Source organism: Streptosporangium sp. NPDC000095 (assembly GCF_042899335.1).
Taxonomy (GTDB): Bacteria; Actinomycetota; Actinomycetes; order Streptosporangiales; family Streptosporangiaceae; genus Streptosporangium.
Genome location: NZ_JBIAZS010000024.1, coordinates 1 through 20,651, shown reverse-complemented (window position 1 = coordinate 20,651; position 20,651 = coordinate 1). Strand labels below are relative to the sequence as shown.

Below are 20,651 nucleotides of genomic sequence, written 5' to 3'. Positions count from 1 at the left end.
GTAAAGGCTGTACGCCAGGCAAAGAGAGAGTCCGGGATTGGTCATACCCTTTCCGGCGTGATCACACCACCGAGAAGGACCTTGTCTGCGGCGGTGGGTCCCGACGAGCCCAGCCACACCGGCACCCCGAGGGCCTCGGCCACCGCCGCGGGCCAGTCGTCGATCCCGTCGGCGTAGCGCGGCCCGGCCCCCGTCAGCGGTTCCAGAAGCCGTTCCGTCAGCCGGGCCTGCCCGTCGAGGTCGCCCGTCACGCCCACGGGAAGCTCGCCGATCTCGTACGAGACGCACATCCGCGACACCGGCGCGTCCAGGTGGGTGAGCGCGAGGGCGTCTGCCCCGCCGCAGACCGCGAGCGCGTAGCGGTGGGCCACCGCGTCGAAGTGGCCGGCGCGGAAGGGGCCCTGCCAGGGGCCGGTCCCGTTGTGGGCCTCGGGCAGCGCGAGGTCCGCGTCCTCGGTGACGAGCGGTCCCGGGCCGTGCCGCGGGGTGTAGGTCCGCAGCACGCCCAGCCGCGTGGCGGGCACCCCGTCGAGCAGTTCCAGCGCGTTGGCGAAGGTCGTCGTGCTCCAGGTGGTGTACGGATGGAAGCCGTGCCACTCGTCGAGCAGCACACCCTGGGCCCCCTCGAAGACCACGGGCCGCCTGCGCAGCAGCGCCGCCGTGAACGAGGAGCCGACCAGGATCACCCGCTCGGCGAACGCCCGGTAGGCGTCCACGCAGTCCGCCACGGGCGGCCCGCTCCCGCCGAGGGCGTCGCGGAGCGCACGCAGCTTGCGGGTGAGCCGGACAGGTTCCTCGCAGTCGCCCGCGACCGGCGCGAGATCGGGGTGCTCCAGGGCGTAGGCCATCGTCTCCCCGACGCCCATCCCGCACGACCCGTGCCGGTCCTCACCGCGCGCCAGCTCCCTGGCCCGCCCCGCCGCCACGTGGTACGGCGTGGCGAGCAGGGCGTCCCGGTCCACGGTGAGCAGGCGGAACGGGTCGGGGACGCCCAGCGCCTCCAGATGGGCCGCCTCCCCGGCCAGCGAGAGCGGATCCACGACCATGAACCTGGACAGGTGGGTCGGCACTCCTCTGAACGTGCCCGACCCGAACTGCGCGAACGTGTGGTGTCTCCCGTCGGGCAGGACGACGTTGTGCCCCGCCTGCGCGCCCCCGTTGAACCTGACGACCGCCTGGACGGGCTCGCGGGCGCAGAGCCAGTCGACGACGGTGCCTTTTCCCGCGTCGCCGTACCCGAGGTCGGTCACGATCACGTGTTCACGCATACGGCCACCCGTTCACCCTCGTCTCCCCTTCTTCTGCTTCTCTTCCGGACGAGCCGTTCTCCGGCCGGTCTCTTCAGCCGGTAGCCCTTGCCGGCCCCTCCGTCGGAACCGTTGGAGCCGTCGGTTTCCTCGGCCGGAGGCTCTTCGAAAGTCCCTGCCGGAGGCTTCTCGAAGGTTCCCGTCACCGGAGGCACCGGGACGGTCGCCTCCGTCGAGGCCCGTCGAGGCCCGTCGAGGCCCGTCGAGGCCCGTCGAGGTTCCTCCCCGGCGGGTTTCGTCCCGCCGGGGAGGAACCGTCTCCCTTCGTGGTGGCACTCCCCGCCGCTTTCGCGGTGGCCGCCGCACGGCGGGGAGGTTCTCAGAGCCGCATCACGCCGCTGTCGCCGCCCAGGTCGAGCCCGTCGGACACCACGAGGGCGCCCCGGTCGAGCTTGGCGAGGGCCTTGCCCACGGCGCTTCCGGCGTTCGAGCCGATCTCGTCGAGGTCGTCCAGACCTTCTCGCAGGTCGATGGCGTCCTCGCCGAGGCCGACGGTGAGCGCGATGGTCTCGCAGACCGCGTCCAGGTCGTCCAGCTCCAGCACGTTCTGGCCGAGCAGTTCGCGCCAGGCGGCGAGCACCCGGCCGTCCCCGGCGTAACTCGATCCGGCGGGGAGGATGTAGTAGACGTCGTAGATCCTGGTCAGCTCGGCGACGAGGTTCTTGGTCGGGATGTCGCGCTGGAGCCGCTCGCCGACCACCTTCTCGACCTCGCGCCGCTTGACCTGCGGATAGGGCAGCTCGTCGCCGATGATGAACAGGTAACCCCGGCGGCCACGCTTCTCGAAACAGTCGATCGAGGTGTGCCTGGCCATGAAGTACATCGCCAGCTCGTACGACTCGGACATCTGGCCGCCGCCCCCGCCTTCGAGCAGGATCTTGCCCAGGTGCTCGTCCATCCGGTTGTCGGACTCGAACTGGCCCACCTGAAGGGGAGCGCGGTCGCAGGTGGCGTCGCCGATCGCGCCGAAGAGGATCTGCGGGTCGGTGGCGTACCCCTTGCGGAGCAGCAGTCCGAGCAGGTCGGGCAGCTTGGTCTGGAGGGTGCGGGGCACCCCGCGCATCGAGCCGGTCACGTCGAACAGGACGGCCACGGCGAGGGAGTTGGGGTGCTCGGCGGAGTCGCGGCTCTCGCGGAGCGCGACCTTGTGCGGGTCGAGGTCGGGGTGAGCGGAGCGGGCGCCGCTGTCGCTGTAGGCGAAGGCGCTCGAACCCTTGGCCGCGCGGTAGCTCGCGGCGGCGGAGTAGACGTCGGTGGACCAGATTCCGCTTCCCACGGGGGATCTCCTCGGATCAGGTGGAACGTTCTATGAGGTCGTTCCTGAGGTCGTCAAGGTCGTTTCGAAGGTCGTTCTGGGAGTCGAAGGTTTCGAGAGTCGAAGGTTTCGAGGGTCGGAGTTTTCGAGGGTCGGAGTTTTCGAGGGTCAGAGATGGAGCGGCCGGTATTTCCTCGGCCCGTACAGGTCGTCGAGCAGCTCGTCGAGCTCTCCCAGGAGCCGCCAGGCGTCGTTCGGCGGGCTGAGCAGGCTGCCCCGGACGAAGTGCCTGACCGGGGTGGGGACGCGGTCGCCCATGAGGGCGGCCACGCAGCGGGTGGCGAGGTGGATGTCGGTGGCCGGGGTCGCGGGCTTCCTGTCCAGGACCCAGGGCGGATAGTCGTCGCGGTGCCTGGCCACCAGGGCGGTGATCGGAGTGCCGAGCGGGACCGACTGGCTCCAGTCGACGAGCACCAGGCCGTGGTCGAGCGGGTGGACGAGGACGTGGTGCCCGAACACCGCCCCGTGCACGACCCCCGCCCGGTGAGCCGCGCCGACGGCCACCAGCAGCCGCCGCCAGATCCACGCCGCGTCCCGCACGTCCAGCACCGGCCGGCGCCGCCGGACCTCCTCCAGGCTCAGGAACCCGTCCGGCACCCGGCTGATCACGTTGGCCTGCCGCTCGACCCCGTCGGACCGGTGCCGGAACGACTCCACCAGACGGGGGACGTACGGCAGGAGCAGCGGGTCGCCGTCGTGCGCGATCGTCTCCAGCGACTCCGCCTCACGGCGCATGAGGTCGTTGTCCGCGTGGCTGCGCGGGAGCTTGAGCAGCGTGTCGGTGCCGCTCTCGTAGAGCACGGCCGTCGCGCCCCGCCGGAAGACGCCCCCGATCCGGTAGGTGCCCCGCCTGGTGGTGATCACCACCTCCTTGGCCTGCTCCGAGGCTCCCTCGCGGGCCGCCCACAGCTCCGCCAGCCGGGTGAACGCCGCGGCGGCCTCCGCTCCCGGCGCGAGGTCGGGGTGGAGCAGCCTCGCGAGCCTCCGGTACGCCCGGTGGGGGGAGTCCCCGCCGAACAGGTCCTCGGGCGTGTGAGCGGCGGTCACCAGCGCGATCGCCTCGGCCGTGGTCATCGGATCTGCTCCTCCCTGGCCGGTCGCAACAGGGCGGGGTGCAGGAGCCGGGCGTCACCGGCCCGGTAGAGCTTGGCGCGCGGCCCGCCCCTGGCCCCGCCGCTCTCGGTGGTCTCGCCGGTGCTCTCCACGAAGCCGGGAACCGACAGGATCTTGCGGTGGAAGTTGCCCGCGTGCAGCTGCACCCCCCAGACCGTCTCGTAGACGCCGCGCAGCTCGGAGATCGTGAATCTCTCACCGGCGAACGCGGTGGCGAGCGGGGTGTACTCCAGCTTGCCGCGCGCCCGCTCCAGCCCGTGCGCCAGGATGCGGTCGTGGTCGAACGCGAGCTCGGGCAGCTTGTCGACCGAGTGCCAGGAGGCGTCGGCCGCGTCCGAGCCCGCCCGGGGATCGGGCAGGTCGGGGGCGAAGGCGAGGTAGGAGATCGACACGACCCTCATCCGCGGGTCACGCTCGGGCGCCCCGTAGCTGGCGAGCTGCTCGATGTGGATTCGGCCCAACGGCCCAGACAGGTCGGACAGCCCCGTCTCCTCGGCCAGCTCCCGCGCCGCGGCCTGTGGCAGGTCCTCTCCCGGCCGGATGAACCCTCCGGGTAGCGCCCACAGCCCCGCATGGGGTTGCTCGGCCCGCCTGATCAGCAGAACGCGCAACCCGCCCCCGCGAATGGTGAGCGCCACCACGTCGACCGTCACCGCGACCGCCGGGTATGCCCGAGGGTCATAGCCGGCGAGGAACTCCGATTCATCCATCCCATGTCCTTCTCAAGTTGAGACAAACTCAGTATGAGAATAACAGAGGGCTCCTGTCAACGACTTCGCGGCGATCCGTCCTCCGGGAAGCTACTGTTCGCCAGGAAGGTGAGGTGATGACCGTGACACGAGACGAAATCGACGACTTGGCCGATTACTACGACGAGCACGACACCACCGCGGAGCTGGAGCGTGCGGTTCCGCGCGAGCCGGTGCCCGCCGACGAGGTGATGATCGTCACCTCGCTGCGATTGCCGAAACCCGTGATGGACCAGGTCCGCGCGCGAGCCCAGGAGTGCGGCATGAAGCCCACCACGCTCATCAGGGAGTGGGTCGAGGCGGCGCTTGCGGGGCAGGACGCCGTCGTCCCGATCAGTGTGATCATGGCCGCGGTCGCCGAGTATCAGCACAGGCGCGCATCCTGACCGTTCCGTGCGCGGAGAAGCGGAAAACGGACGAGGGACCGGCCCCGGGAGAGCGGGGCCGGTCCCTCGTCGTGCCTGCCGCGGGAGCAGGTGATCATGCGGCCTGAACCGACGGGGATCGGGCCGGTGTCAGGCCGGGATGAGGCGGGTCAGAAGGCCTCTTCCGGCAGTTCCATCAGGTCCTGGTCCGTGGCGTCGAGCGTGCGGCGCTCGGCGGCGATGCGGGGCAGGACGGTCTGCGCGAAGAACGAGGCCGCGGAGACCTTGCCGCTGTAGAAGGCGTGGTCGCTCCCCTCGACGGTCGAATCGAGGGCGGCCAGGGCCACCTCGGCCTGGCGCAGCAGCAGCCAGCCGATCACCAGGTCGCCCAGGGCGAGCAGGAACCGGGTGGTGTTGAGACCGACCTTGTAGACCTCCTGCGGGGTCTCCAGCGAGCCGATCGCCCAGCCCGCCATCGTGTCGGCCATCGCCTTGACCTCGTCGGCGGCCTCGTCCAGGAGCTTGCGCCCCTCCTTCAGCCGCCCGTTGCCCGCCTCGGAGGCGGCGAAGGCCTTCACGTCCGCGTACAGCGAGCCGAGGGCGGCCCCCTGGTTGCGCAGGACCTTGCGGAAGAACAGGTCCAGGCCCTGGATCGCGGTGGTGCCCTCGTAGAGGGAGTCGATCTTCGCGTCCCTGATGTACTGCTCGATCGGGTAGTCCTGCAGGTAGCCGGACCCGCCCAGGGTCTGCAGCGAGCGGGCGAGCAGCTCGTACGAGCGCTCGGAGCCGACGCCCTTGACCAGCGGGAGCAGCAGGTCGTTCATCGCCTCGGCGTGCTCGTTCCTGCGGCCCTCGTGCTCGGCGAGCAGCACGTCGTCCTGGTAGGTGGCGGTGAACATGACCAGGGCGCGCATGCCCTCGGCGTACGACTTCTGGAGCATCAGCTCCCGGCGTACGTCCGGGTGATGGGTGATCGTCACGCGGGGGGCCGACTTGTCGGCCATCTGGGTGAGGTCGGCGCCCTGCACCCGCTGCCTGGCGTATTCGAGGGCGTTGAGGTAGCCGGTGGAGAGCGTGGCGATCGCCTTCGAGCCGACCATCATCCGGGCGTGCTCGATGATCATGAACATCTGCTTGATGCCCTCGTGCACCTCGCCGATGAGCGTGCCCACGGCCGGGTGCTCGCCGCCGAAGGTGAGCTCGCAGGTCGTGGAGACCTTGAGGCCCATCTTCTTCTCGACGTTGGTGACGTACACGCCGTTGCGCTCGCCGAGCTCGCCGGTCTCCAGGTCCACGTGGTACTTCGAGACCAGGAACATCGACAGGCCCTTGGTGCCGACGCCGTGGCCCTCGGGGCGGGCGAGCACGAGGTGGAAGATGTTGTCGGACAGGTCGTGCTCGGCGCTGGTGATGAAGCGCTTCACGCCCTCGATGTGCCAGGTGCCGTCGTCCTGACGCACGGCCTTCGCGCGGCCGGCGCCCACGTCGGAGCCGGCGTCCGGCTCGGTGAGGACCATGGTGGCGCCCCACTGCTTCTCGATGGCGAGCTCGGCGTAGCGCTTCTGCTCCTCGGTGCCGATCACGTGGAGCACGTGGGCGAAGGCCGGGCCGCTGGAGTACATCCAGATGGCCGGGTTGGAGCCGAGGACCATCTCGGCCAGCGCCCAGCTCACGCTGCTGGGCAGACCGGGGCCGCCGAGCTCGGCGGGGAGGCTGAGGTTGGTCCAGCCGGCGTCACGGTAGGCGGCGAAGGACTTCTTGAAGCCCTCCGGCATCGTCACCGTCCCGGTGGCGGGGTCGAACACCGGCGGGGTGCGGTCGCCCTCCTCGAAGGAGTCGGCGAGCACGCCCGTGGCGAGGCGGTTGACCTCGTCGAGCAGGCTCCGCACGACGTCCTCGTCCAGATCGGCGTAAAGACCGCTGCCCAGGATGTCCCGGCGTCCGAAGACCTCGAAGAGGTTGAACTCCAGGTCACGGACATTGCTCTTGTAGTGGCCCATGGGGTCTGCTCCTTGAAACCGGGGGATCCGGAACTTTCCATACTCGTCAGTAACGTTACCGGTAATGCTACCCGCGGGTAACCCCTAGAAAACACCCCTGACTGGGACGTTCATCACGCCTCCGTACTGCTGGAACGGTGCCCGGGCGACGCCGATCGACGGGGAGGGGAGAGCTCTTCTAGGCTCTTCCCATGGACGAGCAGTGGCGGGCCGACCTCGGGATGTGGGGCATTCCCGCGGAGATCGCGGCGAAGGCGCCGGCCGATCCCTGGGGCCACTCTCCCGCGAGATTCGCCGAGCGCACCGACCTCGCCCTCGCGGCCCCCGAGGGACCCACCCTGGCGCGGATCGCCGAGGCGCTCCCACCCGGTGGGAGCGTGCTGGACGTCGGTGCGGGGACCGGGGCCGCCTCCCTGCCGCTGGGCCGGGACCTCGGGCGGCTGATCGCGGTCGACACCTCGGAGGCGATGCTCGCCGAGCTGGCCGTCAGGGCCGAGGCGCTCGGCGTTCCCGCCCTCGTCGTCAACGGCCGCTGGCCCGACGTGGCGGCGCGGACACCGGTGGCGGACGTCGCGGTCTGCGCCCACGTCGTCTACAACGTGCCCGAACTGGCGGGATTCCTTACAGAACTCACTCGCCACGCCCGCGCCCGGGTCGTCCTGGAGCTCACCGGCCGGCACCCGATGAGCTGGCTCAACCCCCTCTGGCAGCACTTCCACGGCATCACCCGCCCCAGCGGGCCCACGGCCCACGACGTGATCGCCATCGCGGAGGGCCTCGGCCACGAGGTTCGCCACGAGCGGCGCGTGGCCCCGCTGCCCCGCTTCACCCGCCTGGAAGACCTCGCCGAGAGCGCCTGCCGCAGGCTCTGCCTCGGACGGGAGCGGGCGGACGAGGTCATCGCGGCGGTGGTCGAGCTGGACATGTGGCCGGTGCCCCGCGACCAGTGGTTCACAATCTGGTGGGAATCAAAGTGAGGCCCGGCTACGTTCCACTGTCACAACGCTCAAAAGGAGCGTTTCCGGACGAGACGCGCCGTACCCGGTAGGCAAAGACGACGCTCCTGATCAAGGGGGAGTTGTCATGGCCTGGATCTTCATCGTGGTCGCCGGTCTCTTCGAAGTCGCGATGGCGTACTCACTCAAGTTGAGCGACGGATTCTCCGTGCCACTGCCGAGCATCGGCTTCCTGGTTTTCGGCGCGTTCAGCTTCGGCCTGCTCGCCCTGGGCCTGAAGACCCTGGAGGTCGGCACGGCCTATGCCGTCTGGACGGGCATCGGAGCCGTCGGCACCGCCACACTCGGCATCGTCGCCCTCGGCGAGGACGCGTCGGCCCTCAAGATCGCCTCGGTCCTGCTCATCGTCGCGGGCGTCGTCGGGCTCAACCTCGCCGCCGGCGGCCACTGACCGCGCACCCGGACGTCCCGGCGGGCTGTACGCGTACATCCGGCGCCACGATCCGCACGTTCGGCAACCCGATCCGCGCGCTCGGCGACCGGGCCGGTACGTCCGGTCATTCGACCGGCGAGAACCGAGAGGCGTACATCCGGTGACGTGACCGGCGAGAACCGAAACGCGTGGGTTCGACGGCGTGACCCGCCGGAACCGAACCGGGCTATCCGGAAACCTGCTTGACGGCTTTGGTGGTGTCGGGTTGGGTGGAGCGATGATTGACGTTCACTGCGTGACCTTCGACTGCGCCCAGCCGTACGAGCTGGCGACCTTCTGGCGCGACGCCACCGGTGGAAAGCTTCACCCGGATACGGAGAAGAACGACGACGAGGTCCTTCTCCAGGGAGGCAAGATCGACCTGCTGTTCATCAAGGTCCCCGAGGACAAGGCGGTCAAGAACCGCGTCCACCTGGACCTCACCGGCTCCGCGGGCACCACCCGTGACGAGGAGGTCGAGCGCCTGGCCGGACTCGGCGCCACGATCTCCGAGGACCACCGCGACCCCGAAGGCAGCGGCTGGGTCACGATGCTCGACCCCGAGGGCAACGAGTTCTGCGTCTGCCGCGCCGAGCACGAGAGGGTCTAGCGTCCCCGGACGCCCTTGGCCCGGTCACGCGGAAAGGCCCGGCCGGGCCGCGAGACCGGGCGACACACACGCCCCGGCCGCTCGCCGTGGCCCCTGAACACCCACCGGAGCCTGAACGTCCACCGGGCCCCTGAACACCCGCCGGGAGCCTGGACGTCCACCGGAGATCTTGAGCACTCGCCGGGGCCTTGAACGCCCGCCCGGGAGCCGGACGGTCACCCGGGAGCCGGACAGCCGGGTCGTGGGGTTCAGCGGCCACCGGGGAGCGAGGTCTGGCCGCGTCCCTTGAGCGTGAGGGCGACGATCGCCGTGATCAGATAGACCACGACACCCCCCTGGAGCGCGTCCAGCGCCGCCCCGAACACGCCCTCGCGGTCGAGGACGAGCTGCACCGGATACATCAGGATCGCGGAGCCGAGCGCGGGATAGAGGGCGAACCTCCAGGGGTGGCGCAGCGCCCAGAGCCGGGCCTGCCGGGTGACCCGGTCGCCGACGTCGGGCTTGCTGACCGAGCCGATGGCCGCGATGAGCGAGAACAGGCCGATACCGACCACCATCGCCCACGTAAGATCCAGATCCCCGTCGAGCAGGTCCAGCCCCAGGCTGACCGCCGCCACCGCACCGCCGGTCACCGCCGCGGTCTTCCAGGGAGCACCGCGCAGCGCCGCTCCGGCGAGGGACATCTCGTCACGTCGAGTCAGTTCGTCGTTCATGCCTCCAGGGTGCCTCTCGTCTCCCCTTGCCCACATCGGGGAGTAACCCTGACTTGTTCCCTGAGTCGTCGACCCGGGACCGCCGGTCATTCCGTGGTGGTGCAGGGGGCGAGTTCGACCAGGTTGTCGTGGTAGACGGCGCCTCGGCCCATGTCGGCGTCGCGGGCGGCCACCACGGCGTTCGCCGTCGCGCCCCCCGGGCTGAGCTTGCGCCAGTGGCCCTTGGTGGACGCGACCACGCCGGGCCGTACCCTCTCGGTGATCTCGACCACGGCCTCGAACTCGCCCTCGTCGTTGAACACCCGCGCCCGCTGCCCCTCGCTCAGCCCTCTCCGCGAGGCGTCCTCGGGGTTGACCAGGACGCGCGGGCCCTTCGAGCGCCTCAGCAGCTCGGGGTTGTTGCCGAAGGTGGTGTTGAGGAAGGTGTGGGAGGCGGGCGTGATGAGCGCGAGCGGGTACGGCCCCGGCGCGGCCGTGGCCGTGTGCGGGGGGACGTAGGCCGGCCCCGAGCCGAACTCCATCCGGCCGGAGGGCGTCGGGAAACCGTCGGTGAACGGCACGAACGGCTGGGGGACGTTGAGGCGGACCCAGCCCTCCTTGCGCAGCCGGTCGAGGGTGATCCCATCCAACGACGGGTGCCCCGAGGTGAGCAGCTCCTCGGCCAGCTCCAGGTCGGAGTCGTACAGGGACGGTTCGGTGAGCCCCATGTGCCGCGCCAGGCGGCGGAACGTCTCGGTGGTGGACAGGCACTCGCCGGGCGGCTCGACGGCGGGCTCGTTCCACATCAGGTACATGTGCCCGTAGCCCGCGTGCAGGTCGGCGTGCTCGATCTGCATGGTGGCGGGAAGGACGATGTCGGCGTAGTCGACGGTGTCGGTCGGGAACTGCTCCATCACGACGGTGAACAGGTCCTCGCGCAGCAGCCGCTCGCGGATCCGGTTCTGGCCGGAGGTGGAGCCCATCGGGTTGGCCGCGTACACCCACAGGCACTTGACCGACTCGTCCAGCTCGTCGGCGAGCCGCGTCATCGTGAGCGTTCGGACAGGGCCGGGGAGCAAGTCGTCGCGGGTGTCGATGTTCAGGTGGATGTGCCCGCTGGTGGAGTACACGATCCCGCCGCCCGGGTGGCGCCAGTCGCCCGTCACGCCGGGGATGGAGGCGATCGTACGCATCGCGGTGCCGCCGCCCGCGTGCCGCTGCATGCCCATGGTGGCCCGGATGCCGGTGGGCCGCGTACGCGCCAGACGCGTCCCCAGGGCCCGGATGTCGGCCTCGGGCAGCCCGGTGATCTCCGCCACACGCGCCGGAGGGTGGCGCAGGATCTCCTCGCGGAGGTTCTCCCAGCCGTTCGTGTGGTTCTCCAGGTAGTCGCGATCCTCGGCGCCCTCGGCGAGGACGACGTTCATCAGTCCCAGGGCGAGGGCGGCGTCGGTGCCGGGCCGGATCGGCAGGTGCTCGTCGGCCTGCTCGGCGGTGCGGGTGCGGATCGGGTCGATCGCCACCACGTGCGCCCCGGCCGCGCGGGCGTCCTGGATGAATTTCCACAGGTGGTGCCCGGTCGTCAGCGTGTTCGTCCCCCACAGCAGGATCAGTTTGGACAGCGCGAACGTCTCGGGATCCATGCCGCCCGGCGTGCCGTAGACCTGCTGCAGCCCGTGGTTTCCGGCCGAGGCGCAGATGTTCAGGAAGTGCTTCGACGCCCCGAGGACGTTCCAGAACCGCCTCCCGGCGATCCCCTCCGACCCCTGGACGTATCCCAGCGTTCCGGTGCCCACATAGGGCCAGATCGCCTCGCCGCCGTGCTCGTCGACGATGCCGCGCAGCCGTACGGAGATCTCCTCCAGGGCCTCGTCCCAGCTGATCCGCTGGAATCGGCCGGACCCCTTGGGGCCGACCCGCCGCATCGGGTGCAGGATGCGGTCGGCCGCCCTGGTGTGCTCCAGGTAGCGGTTCACCTTCACACAGAGCGCGCCACGGGTGTAGGGATGGTCCGGGTTGCCGCGCATCCTGACGGCACTGCCGTCCTGGACGGTCACCACCCAGGAACAGGTGTCCGGGCAGTCCAGCGGGCACGCCCCCAGCACTCGCAATTCGCCTGACGACATGTCCCGACTGTAGCCGCGCTCTCCGCGCGGGGTGCACGCGCGTTCCCCTCCGCGCCCCGCGCCCCGCGCCCCGCGCCCCGCGTCCCGGGTTCCGCGGTCCGCCCGGCCCTCCATATCCCGTCGTTTCCCGTGTCCGGCACCCCGCACCCTCGTGGCCGTACGCCACGCGGCCCCCGTGCTACCGGAGGAGGCCGCCGTGGTCGTGGTCGTGGCCGGATTCCAGGCCGCCCGCGCCGGCGCCCGGCCTGCCGGGGACGACGGCCCCCTTGCCGGGCACCCCGGGCACTCCGGAGCCCTTGGAACCCCTGGAGCCCAAGGAACCACCGGCGTTCGGCGGGCTGTTGGGAGCGTGGGGGAGGTCGTCGGCGTACCCGTAGGTGAACGCCGCCGCCGCGATCGCGCCGCTGTTCACCAGCAGGGCCTTGTCGTTGATGTTGGCGATGGTGTCGCACGCCTGGTGGTAGCACTTGTCGTACGCGACCCCGGCGGTGCCGCCGAACTTCTTGGCCTCCTCGGTGCTCTTGAGGCCCTCCGCGCCGGTGAACAGCCCGCCGGCGGGGATGCCGATCCCGATGAAGGGGCCGTAGTCGGATCGGCCGCTGAAGTCGGCGTCCTGGTACGGCTCGCCCACCGCCTCGAAGTACGCCTGGAGGAGCTTCTCGATCTGGCCGGAGCCGGGAGGAGGGGTCGCGCTGATCACGTTGCCCGACGAGTTGCCGTCGTAGATCCCGAAAACGTAGTTCGGTGAGGCGATCATGTCGAAGTTCAGGTAGAGCTTGACCTTCGCCCGCTCCGCGGGGGGCAGGGCGGACACGTAGTACTTCGACCCGAGCAGGCCCAGCTCCTCGGCGCCCCAGAAGGCGAAGCGCAGCCTGTTCTTCGTCCGCAGCGACTTCGCCGCCAGCGCCGTCTCCAGGACGCCGGCGGTGCCCGAGCCGTTGTCGTTGATGCCGGGGCCCATCATGACGCTGTCCAGGTGGGCGCCGAGCATGACGACCCTGTCGGGGTCACCCCAGGTGCTCTCGGCGATGAGGTTGCGTGTCCTGCGGTCGGGGGCGATCTCGGTCTGCACGACGAGTGCCACCGTCGTTCCCCGGGCGGCCAGTTGCTCACCGGTCGCGAAGTCGGCGCTGACGACCGGGATGCGCACGGTGGAGGTGTTGATCGAGCCGCCGAACAGACCCTTGTGGGTGTCGGCTCCCTCGGCCCGGCCGTCGTTGAAGATGATCACGCCGGACGCGCCGGCGGCCTCGGCCCGCTCCGCCTTGGCCTGGAAGCTGCAGGTGCCGCGCTGGATCAGCGCGATGTTGCCCCGGACGAATCTGGAGAAGTCGCTCGCCTCGCACCCCGAGGTGGATTCATGCCCCTTCTTCGGCGGCAGGACCAGATCGACCGCCTGCACCGGGGCCGTCACCTCCCCCGAGCCGGAGTACGTCATGGTCCTGAAGTCGGTGCCGGGAACGTACTTCTTGGCGAGGGGCCGTGTCCGCTTGAGCACGGGTGTCGCGACCTCGCGGAAGAAGGAGATCTTGAACTCCTGCGAGGTGAGCCGGTATCCGGCCTCGCGGAGCCTGTCCGCGACGTAGGCGAGCGAGGCGGCGTAGCCGGGTGTGGCCGCCGCCCGGTTGCCGCCGTTGGCGTCGGCGATGCTCTGGAGCCTCTCCAGGTGCCCCCTGAGGGCGGCGAGTTTGATCGACGCCCCGAACGCCTTCGCCTCCGGCGGCAGAGGGCTCCCGGTCGGCGGCGCGGAGTCGCCGCCCCCGGAAACAGGTGCCGCGCCGGCCGGGATGACGAACCCGGCGGCTCTCTCGGAGTCGTCGCCTCCCGCGAGAGGAGTCACGTCTCCCGCGACGGGTCCCGAGCCTTCCATGACGGCTGCGGATGCGACGGGTCCCGGGCCTCCCGCGACGGGTGCCGCGTCGGCCGGGGCGGGGGTCGCGGCCGACACCGCGGCCAGGGACAGGACCGAGACCGCGGTGATCGCGGTCATCAACTTCCTGGGGACGACGGAAGGGGCTTTCCGCCCCTCGGACGCGACTCGGCGGGACGCGAGCGGGTGACGGAACATGGTGTTCAGCCTTCCAGCCCTTCACCCATCGAATTGATTGTTCTCGCAGGTAGAACGGTCAATTCTCCACCTGCGACAGGTACGCTGTGTTCGCCCTGTCCTCCTCGTCGAGGCTGGGACTCCCCGCGAACCAGGCGTCCAGGATCTCCCCGAACCGGGGGGCGGAGGTCAACCGGAGGCTGATCGCCAGCACGTTGGCGTCGTTCCAGCGACGTGCCCCGTACGCCGTGACCGCGTCCGCGCACAGCGCGGCCCGTACGCCGGGCACCTTGTTCGCCGCGATCGACGCGCCGTCCCGGTCCAGCAGCACACGATCGCCTGATCGGCCACCCCCGAGGCCACGTCTCCGGCGGCACGCGCGCAGCACCACGCCCAGTCGGCCCGCTCGTCGGCCAGGGCGCCGTGAGGTATCACCATGTGGCCTCGTTTTTCGATTTCGGAGACCAAGATGGAGGCCACACCGTCAAGACTGTCAGAGGCGACCGAGATGCGCATGACTCTGATTGTGAACACTCAACGAGAAGATCGGTGACGCACCTGTAATGCGGAACATGCAGAATCGCAGGCGGTGACGGAAATCAAGGAACTGGACGAAACGGCGTCCGTCGACGGCACACGGCCGCCGGCAGACGGCGATCTCGCCGTGCACGTCGTCGAGCCGCTGCTCCCGCAGCGGATCCGCCGTCCCTCCGACCTGCTGCGGTTCCTGGCGACCCTGCTCGTGCTCACGGCCGTGGTCCTGCTCGCCCTCGTCGCCAAGAAGACCCTGAACGGCCTGGAGGGCGACGTCGCCGACGGCACCAGCCGGGCACCGTTCCTGCTCAGCGGTCTGGCCGGGGTGCTGAGCGCTTCGGCCATGCTCGGCGTGCCCGTCGCCTTCGCCATCGAGAGAGTGCTGCACCGCGACGGACTCAGGGTGGCCGAGGGGCTCTTCGCGGCGATCGCCGCGATGGTGTTCTCCTTCGCGCTCGGCGAGTGGATCCTCAAGGCCGGTCCCGAGGACCTGCGGGTCCTGCTGACCGGCGGCCGGGCCGGGGTCGAGCCGATCAACACCCTGCTCACCCCGATCATCGCCTACGTCACCGCGGTGCGGATATCCCGCCGCCCCACCTGGCGGGCGGCCCTATGGAGCGCGGTCGCGCTCAACGCCGTCGCCCTGTTCGCGGGGCTCGCCGCGACGATCCTCGGCATCGTCGTCTCCATCCTGATCGGGCTGGCCGTCGGCTACGCCACCCTGTACGGCGTGGGCAGCCCCAACACCCGCCCCCCGGGCAGCACGGTCGTCGCGGCGCTCCGCAAGCTGGGGTTCGCCCCCGTCAAGGCCCGCAGGCTCGACGACGACCACCAGAGCAGCCGCCGCTACGCCGTCGACCTCAGGGACGGCAGCCGTCTCGACGTCACCGTCCTCGACCGTGACCGCCAGGTCGCCGGTGTGCTCTACCGCCTCTGGCGGCGCATGCGCCTCAACACCGAGACCCGCCGCAAGGCCATCCGCTCGCTCCGCGCCGAGCTGGAGCGCGAGGCCCTCATGGCGTACGCCGCGCAGGCGGCCGGAGCGAGCACCCCCAGGCTCGTCGCCACCAGCGAGATCGGCAGCGAGGCCGCACTGCTCGCCTACGAGCACGTTCCCACCCGCGCGCTCGACAGCATCCCCGACAACGAGATCGACGACAACCTGCTCGCCCAGATCTGGGAGCAGGTCCTGCTGCTGCAGGTCCAGCGGCTCGCCCACCGGCGACTGACCGGCGACAGCATCCACGTCGACGGCGACGGCCGGGTCGTCCTGATGGACGCCCGAAGCGGCGAGATCGCCGCCGGTGACCTGCTGCTCCGTCTCGACGTCGCCCAGCTGCTCACCTACCTCAGCCTGCGCGTCGGCGCCCAGCGGGCGGTCGCCGCCGCCGCGGCCGTGGCCGGGTCCGGCGTGCTCGCCGACGCGCTCCCCCTGCTCCAGCGGATCGCGCTGACCCGCGAGACCAGGGCCGCGCTCACCAGGAACAAGGAACTGCTCACCGAGATCCGCGACCGGATCGTCGAGCTCAAGCCGAAGGTCGAGGCCGAGGAGGTGCGCCTGGAGCGCTTCCGTCCCCGGACCCTGATCACCATCATCGGCACCGCGTTCGCCGCGTACTTCCTGGTCTACTACCTGACCCAGATCAACCTCAACATGATCACGTCGGCCAAGTGGAGCTGGACCGGAGTGGCGCTCGCCGCGGCGATACTGAGCTACGTCGCCGCCGCCCTCATGCTGAGGGGGTTCGTCCCGGAGAAGCTGCCCCTCGGCCGTACCGTTCTCGCCCAGTTCGCCGGGTCGTTCGTCAAGCTCGTCGCGCCCGCCGCGGTGAGCGGGGTCGCGGTCAACACCCGCTACCTGCAAAAACGGGGTATCCCTCCGGGGCAGGCGGTGGCCAGCGTAGGGGCCTCCCAGCTCATCGGGCTCGTCTCCCACGTCGGCCTGCTGCTGCTTTTCGCCTACGTCACCGGTTCCAACACCGCCTCGTCGTTCACCCCGTCGCGCACGCTCGTGATCACGCTGCTCGCCGTGGCCGTACTGACCCTGGTCGTGTTGAGCGTCCCGCGCCTGCGCCGCCTGATCACCGCACGGCTCCGCTCACTGTTCTCCGGCGTCGTCCCGCGTCTGCTCGACATCCTCCAGTCACCTCAGAAGATCATCGAGGGCTTCGGCGGCACCCTGATGCTCACCCTGTCCTTCGTGATGTGCCTGGACGCCTGTGTCCGCGCCTTCGGGGGTTCCATCAACTTCGCCGCCGTCGCCATCGTCTTCCTCGCGGGCAACGCCATCGGCTCGGCCGCCCCGACCCCCGGCGGGCTCGGAGCCGTCGAGTTCTCCCTCACGGCCGGCCTCACCCTGGCGGGTGTGCCGCGCGAGGTGGCGGCCCCGGCCGTGCTGCTGTTCCGGTTGCTCACCTTCTGGCTGCCGGTCCTGCCCGGCTGGGCCTCGTTCACGTACCTGCAGCGAAACGAGGCGCTCTGACCCGATCCGCGTTCGTCTCGGGTCTCTGTAACGGCTTTCGAGAACGGTTCCGACGGGCGGAGGCCGCCGGTCACCTGGACCGGCGGCCTCCTCGGAAACGCGCGGACGGGCGGGACAGGTCAGACCTCGCTGGACCTGGCCCAGATGTTGATGCCCGCGTCGACCGCGTCCTTGTCGATCGTCTCCAGCTCCCTGTCGTCGAACGACAGGTTCTCCACCGCGGAGAGACTGTTCTCCAGCTGCTCGACGCTGCTCGCGCCGATCAGCACCGAGGTGACGCGCCTGTCGCGCAGCGCCCACGCCAGCGCCATCTGCGCCAGCGACTGACCGCGCCGGTTCGCGATCTCGTTCAGGATGCGGATGTGCCGCATCGTCTCGTCGGTGAGCATCTCCGGGGTGAGGAAGCGCCCCTGCGAGGCCCGCGACCCCTCGGGGATCCCGTTCAGGTAGCGGTCGGTCAGCATGCCCTGCGCCAGCGGCGAGAACGCGATGCAGCCCACGCCCTCCTCCTCCAGGACGTCGAGCAGGCCGCCCTCGATCCACCGGTTCAACATCGAGTACGAGGGCTGGTGGATCAGTAGCGGCGTGCCCATCTCCCGCAGGATCCGCGCCGCCTCCTTGGTGTGCTCGGGCGAGTAGGACGAGATGCCCGCGTACAGCGCCTTGCCCGACCGGACCGCGTGGTCCAGCGCGCCCATCGTCTCCTCGAGCGGGGTGTCCGGGTCGAACCGGTGGCTGTAGAAGATGTCGACGTAGTCGATCCCCATCCGCTCCAGCGACCGGTCCAGGCTGGAGAGCAGATACTTGCGCGAACCCCACTCGCCGTACGGGCCCGGCCACATGTCGTAGCCCGCCTTGGTGGAGATGACCAGCTCGTCCCGGTACGGGGCGAAGTCCTCGCGGAAGTGCCGCCCGAAGTTGGTCTCCGCGCTCCCGGGCGGCGGGCCGTAGTTGTTGGCCAGGTCGAAGTGGGTCACCCCCAGGTCGAAGGCCCTCCTGAGGATGTCCCGCTGGACCTCGAAGGACTTGTCGTCGCCGAAGTTGTGCCAGAGCCCCAGGGAGACGGCGGGCAGCTTGAGCCCGCTCTTGCCGACCCTGTTGTACGGCTGACGGTCGTCGTACCTGTCGTTCGCCGCGATGTACGTCACTGAGCCACCTTTGCCGTGTCGAGGATCCAGGAGAGGGTGAAGGCCTCCTCGCGCCAGGAGTCGTACCTGCCGCTGCGGCCGCCGTGTCCGGCGCCCATCTCCGTCTTGAGCAGGAACGGCCCGCCACGCGCCACCTCGCGGAGCTTCGCGACCCACTTGGCGGGCTCGTGGTAGAAGACCCGGGTGTCGTTGAGGCTGGTGATCGCGAGGATCGGCGGATACACCCGGCCGTCCACGTTCTCGTAGGGCGTGTACGACTTCATGTACGCGTACACCTCGGGGTCGTGCAGCGGGTCGCCCCACTCGTCCCACTCGATCACGGTCAGCGGCAGCGACGGGTCGAGAATCGTGTTCAGCGCGTCCACGAACGGCACCTCCGCCACCACGCCCGCGAAGGTCTCCGGCGCGAGGTTGGCGACCGCGCCCATCAGCAGCCCGCCCGCGGAGCCACCCCTCGCGATGATCGCGCTCGACCAGCCGGAGGCGGAGAGGTGCTCGGCAGCGGCGACGAAGTCGGTGAACGTGTTCTTCTTCTGCTGGAACTTGCCGTTCTCGTACCAGTGGCGGCCCATCTCACCGCCGCCCCTCACGTGCGCGACGGCGAAGACGAAGCCCCGGTCGAGCAGGCTGAGCCTCGCGACGGAGAACGAGGGGTCGATCGAGATCTCGTAGCTTCCGTAGCCGTACAGCACGGTGGGAGCGGGCCGCTCCGTACCCTTTTTGACCACGATCGAGATCGGCACGCGGGTGCCGTCCGAGGCGGTCGCCCACTCGCGGAACTGCTCGTAGTCGGCCGGGTCGTAACCGCCCAGCACCACCTTCTGCTTGAGCAGGACCAGCTCGCCCGCGCCCAGGTCGTAGTCGTAGACCGACGGCGGGGTGATCATGCTGGTGTAGCCGAGCCGTAGCCGTCCCGTGACGAACTCCGGGTTGCCGGAAGGGGCGACGTCGTAGATCGGCTCGGGGAAGGGGATCTCGTACGCCTCCCCGCCGCGGGGCAGGATGCGGATGCCGGTGAGGCCGTCCCTGCGGAAGTGCACGACGGTGTGGCCCTCGAAGGCGTCGACGTCGAGCAGCCGGGTGTCGGCGCGGTGCTCGATGAGCGGCGTCCAGTCGCCGGGGGCGTCGAGGGGCGCGGTGGCCAGCTCGAAGTTCTCCGCGTTCCGGTTGTGCAGGACCAGGAAGTGGTCGCCCGCATGGTCGACGCCGTACTCGACACCGGTCTCCCGGGGCCTGACGACGCGGAACTCACCGGAGGGGTTGTCGGCCTCCAGGATGCGCACCTCGCTGGTGATCTTGCTTCCGGCGGAGAGGACCAGGTAGCGCTCGCTGCGGCTGAGCCCGATACCGACCCAGAACCGCTCGTCGGACTCCTCGTGGACGAGCACGTCGTCCTCGGCAGGGCTTCCGATCGCGTGCCGGTGGACCTGGTTGGGGCGCCACGCGTCGTCGACCGTCGTGTAGAAGAACGTCGTGCCGTCGGCGGACCAGGCGCCGCCGTAGAAGATGCCGGGAATCTCGTCGGGGAGGGTCTCGCCGGTGGCGAGGTTCTTCACCTTCAGGGTGAAGCGCTCGTCGCCGGTGAAGTTGGTCGAATAGGCCAGCAGGGTGCCGTCGGGGCTGACCGAGCTGGTGCCGATCGAGAAGAAGTCGGAGTCTCCGGCGAGCTCGTTGCCGTCGAGCATGACCTCCTCGCCGGGAAGCGACTCCCCGGCCTTCAGCTCGGGCGGCGTCTCGCCGTCCGCGGCCACCCGGCACTGGATGCCGTACTGCTTGCCCTCCTCCGTCCGCGAGTAGTACCACCAGCCGCCCTTGCGGGTGGGAACCGAGAGATCGGTCTCCAGGGTGCGTGCCTTGATCTCCTGGAAGAGCGTCTCCCGCAGGGGCTTGAGGTGGGCGGTCGCCTCCTGCGTGTAGGCGTTCTCCGCCTCCAGGTAGGCGACCACCTCCGGGTCGTCCTTGACCGTCAGCCACGCGTAGTCATCGACCACGGTGTCCCCGTGGTGCACGCGCTCGCTGGGAACCTTCTTCGCCGTCGGCGGCGTCTGGCTGCTCACTCGGCCGAGTCTATGTTTCCGCCGGTGCCTGTTCGGGTGTACCCGCTCGGTCGTCGCGCTTCGTTCCATTCGGTTTCGCCGGGTCCCCCTTGGCACTGCCTGTCTCGCTGGCGCTGTCCGTCTCGCTTGGCCGGTCCCTTCCGTGCGGGCGCGCTCGGCTGAGGGCCGAGGCCGCCCGGGGAGCCGGGCCCCCAGCCCTCGGGGCGCCGGCTCGCCGGCTCCTCCCGGCTAGGGGAGTCCGGGGAATACGGCCGCGAGGTTCGTCGTTGTGTCCTGAGCGGTCCGCGAGGGCTGCTAATCTTTTGATGTCGGCGAGGTCCGGCGCAAACCACTCCAATCACTCCGGTGACTTCCGTATGGCTTGTGTCGTGTTCGTCGACAATCCCTTTGAAGCCAACGGCCTCGGAGATCGGTTCGCAGAGCCGCTCAGAGGCTGGTAAGTTTGAGGGGTTGCTCTGGAAACGGAGCCGCCTGAATTCCATCAGGATCTGCCAGATCGAATCAACCGGATTAAAACGAGCCGGTTTGACACGAAAAAGCGGGCCTGAAAGAATAAAGGCACAACGAAAGAACAGAATAAAACGAACGCCCCGGAGTTCTGCCGGACCGGTTGGTCGGGTCAGGGTGATGGTGTACGCGTCCGTTTCTTGAGAACTCAACAGTGTGTTAAAAGCCAGT

The 20,651-nt window shown here is 69.8% G+C and carries 15 protein-coding genes, 1 pseudogene and 1 riboswitch; of the genes and pseudogenes, 5 read left to right on the top strand and 11 right to left on the bottom strand.

Annotated features, from left to right (window positions below):
* Nucleotides 1-41: 41 nt before the first annotated feature.
* From ACFY3V_RS36165 to ACFY3V_RS36150, 4 genes are all read right to left on the bottom strand, one after another.
* Nucleotides 42-1,268 carry an adenylosuccinate synthetase gene (locus tag ACFY3V_RS36165; protein WP_362906949.1) on the bottom strand — a complete coding sequence of 409 codons (1,227 nt, stop codon included), beginning with the start codon at nucleotides 1,266-1,268 and terminating at the stop codon, nucleotides 42-44.
* A 358-nt stretch (nucleotides 1,269-1,626) separates the two neighbouring features.
* Nucleotides 1,627-2,583 (bottom strand): hypothetical protein, encoded by a 957-nt coding sequence (locus tag ACFY3V_RS36160; RefSeq protein WP_389779730.1) that lies wholly within the window; start codon nucleotides 2,581-2,583, stop codon nucleotides 1,627-1,629.
* Nucleotides 2,584-2,730: 147 nt separating this feature from the next.
* On the bottom strand, nucleotides 2,731-3,696 hold the full coding sequence (locus tag ACFY3V_RS36155) for a lipopolysaccharide kinase InaA family protein (RefSeq protein WP_389779727.1): 966 nt from the start codon (nucleotides 3,694-3,696) through the stop codon (nucleotides 2,731-2,733).
* A complete protein-coding gene (locus ACFY3V_RS36150; RefSeq protein ID WP_362906953.1) occupies nucleotides 3,693-4,445 on the bottom strand; it encodes an NUDIX domain-containing protein in 753 nt (250 codons plus the stop codon). Before ACFY3V_RS36150 ends, ACFY3V_RS36155 begins: the two co-directional genes overlap by 4 nt.
* A gap of 122 nt (nucleotides 4,446-4,567) precedes the next feature.
* Between ACFY3V_RS36150 and ACFY3V_RS36145 the strand changes: the two genes are divergently transcribed.
* Complete coding sequence (locus ACFY3V_RS36145) at nucleotides 4,568-4,870, top strand: hypothetical protein (protein ID WP_389779725.1); 303 nt, start codon at nucleotides 4,568-4,570, stop codon at nucleotides 4,868-4,870.
* 149 nt (nucleotides 4,871-5,019) lie between these two features.
* Here ACFY3V_RS36145 and ACFY3V_RS36140 read toward each other — a convergent pair whose 3' ends face one another.
* Entirely contained in the window at nucleotides 5,020-6,849 is a 1,830-nt protein-coding gene (locus ACFY3V_RS36140) for an acyl-CoA dehydrogenase (protein ID WP_389779723.1), read from the bottom strand.
* Nucleotides 6,850-7,040: 191 nt separating this feature from the next.
* Here ACFY3V_RS36140 and ACFY3V_RS36135 point away from each other — a divergent pair, with 191 nt between their 5' ends.
* From ACFY3V_RS36135 to ACFY3V_RS36125, 3 genes are all read left to right on the top strand, one after another.
* A complete protein-coding gene (locus ACFY3V_RS36135; protein WP_389779721.1) occupies nucleotides 7,041-7,826 on the top strand; it encodes a class I SAM-dependent methyltransferase in 786 nt (261 codons plus the stop codon).
* 21 nt (nucleotides 7,827-7,847) lie between these two features.
* Nucleotides 7,848-7,913, top strand: a riboswitch (guanidine-III (ykkC-III) riboswitch).
* A 19-nt stretch (nucleotides 7,914-7,932) separates the two neighbouring features.
* A complete protein-coding gene (locus ACFY3V_RS36130; protein WP_389779719.1) occupies nucleotides 7,933-8,256 on the top strand; it encodes a DMT family transporter in 324 nt (107 codons plus the stop codon).
* Nucleotides 8,257-8,515: 259 nt separating this feature from the next.
* Nucleotides 8,516-8,887: a VOC family protein gene (locus ACFY3V_RS36125; RefSeq protein ID WP_362906961.1), complete on the top strand. Its 372-nt coding sequence runs from the start codon at nucleotides 8,516-8,518 to the stop codon at nucleotides 8,885-8,887.
* 248 nt (nucleotides 8,888-9,135) lie between these two features.
* On the opposite strand, the gene ACFY3V_RS36120 is transcribed toward ACFY3V_RS36125, so the two are convergent.
* The 4 genes and pseudogenes from ACFY3V_RS36120 to ACFY3V_RS36105 form a co-directional block, all read right to left on the bottom strand.
* Nucleotides 9,136-9,600: a hypothetical protein gene (locus ACFY3V_RS36120; RefSeq protein WP_362906963.1), complete on the bottom strand. Its 465-nt coding sequence runs from the start codon at nucleotides 9,598-9,600 to the stop codon at nucleotides 9,136-9,138.
* A gap of 86 nt (nucleotides 9,601-9,686) precedes the next feature.
* Nucleotides 9,687-11,705 (bottom strand): molybdopterin-dependent oxidoreductase, encoded by a 2,019-nt coding sequence (locus ACFY3V_RS36115; protein WP_389779716.1) that lies wholly within the window; start codon nucleotides 11,703-11,705, stop codon nucleotides 9,687-9,689.
* 178 nt (nucleotides 11,706-11,883) lie between these two features.
* Nucleotides 11,884-13,695, bottom strand: a complete 1,812-nt coding sequence (locus ACFY3V_RS36110; RefSeq protein WP_389779714.1) for a M28 family metallopeptidase — start codon at nucleotides 13,693-13,695, stop codon at nucleotides 11,884-11,886.
* Between the two features lie 136 nt (nucleotides 13,696-13,831).
* Nucleotides 13,832-14,190 (bottom strand): annotated as a pseudogene (locus ACFY3V_RS36105) (RpiB/LacA/LacB family sugar-phosphate isomerase).
* Between the two features lie 151 nt (nucleotides 14,191-14,341).
* Between ACFY3V_RS36105 and ACFY3V_RS36100 the strand changes: the two are divergent.
* A complete protein-coding gene (locus tag ACFY3V_RS36100) occupies nucleotides 14,342-16,768 on the top strand; it encodes a lysylphosphatidylglycerol synthase transmembrane domain-containing protein (RefSeq protein ID WP_362906969.1) in 2,427 nt (808 codons plus the stop codon).
* A 119-nt stretch (nucleotides 16,769-16,887) separates the two neighbouring features.
* On the opposite strand, the gene mgrA is transcribed toward ACFY3V_RS36100, so the two are convergent.
* A complete protein-coding gene (gene mgrA, locus ACFY3V_RS36095; RefSeq protein ID WP_350950169.1) occupies nucleotides 16,888-17,916 on the bottom strand; it encodes an L-glyceraldehyde 3-phosphate reductase in 1,029 nt (342 codons plus the stop codon).
* Nucleotides 17,913-19,973 (bottom strand): S9 family peptidase, encoded by a 2,061-nt coding sequence (locus ACFY3V_RS36090; protein ID WP_389779711.1) that lies wholly within the window; start codon nucleotides 19,971-19,973, stop codon nucleotides 17,913-17,915. Before ACFY3V_RS36090 ends, mgrA begins: the two co-directional genes overlap by 4 nt.
* Nucleotides 19,974-20,651: the final 678 nt, after the last annotated feature.

Bases quoted from the DNA above. Each gene is read 5' to 3' on its own strand.
- ACFY3V_RS36120 (WP_362906963.1), bottom strand. From the start codon at position 9,600: ATGAACGACGAACTGACTCGACGTGACGAGATGTCCCTCGCCGGAGCG.
- ACFY3V_RS36110 (WP_389779714.1), bottom strand. From the start codon at position 13,695: ATGACCGCGATCACCGCGGTCTCGGTCCTGTCCCTGGCCGCGGTGTCG.
- ACFY3V_RS36140 (WP_389779723.1), bottom strand. From the start codon at position 6,849: ATGGGCCACTACAAGAGCAATGTCCGTGACCTGGAGTTCAACCTCTTC.
- ACFY3V_RS36115 (WP_389779716.1), bottom strand. From the start codon at position 11,705: ATGTCGTCAGGCGAATTGCGAGTGCTGGGGGCGTGCCCGCTGGACTGC.
- ACFY3V_RS36135 (WP_389779721.1), top strand. From the start codon at position 7,041: ATGGACGAGCAGTGGCGGGCCGACCTCGGGATGTGGGGCATTCCCGCG.
- ACFY3V_RS36130 (WP_389779719.1), top strand. From the start codon at position 7,933: ATGGCCTGGATCTTCATCGTGGTCGCCGGTCTCTTCGAAGTCGCGATG.
- ACFY3V_RS36155 (WP_389779727.1), bottom strand. From the start codon at position 3,696: ATGACCACGGCCGAGGCGATCGCGCTGGTGACCGCCGCTCACACGCCC.
- ACFY3V_RS36165 (WP_362906949.1), bottom strand. From the start codon at position 1,268: ATGCGTGAACACGTGATCGTGACCGACCTCGGGTACGGCGACGCGGGA.
- ACFY3V_RS36150 (WP_362906953.1), bottom strand. From the start codon at position 4,445: ATGGATGAATCGGAGTTCCTCGCCGGCTATGACCCTCGGGCATACCCG.
- ACFY3V_RS36125 (WP_362906961.1), top strand. From the start codon at position 8,516: ATGATTGACGTTCACTGCGTGACCTTCGACTGCGCCCAGCCGTACGAG.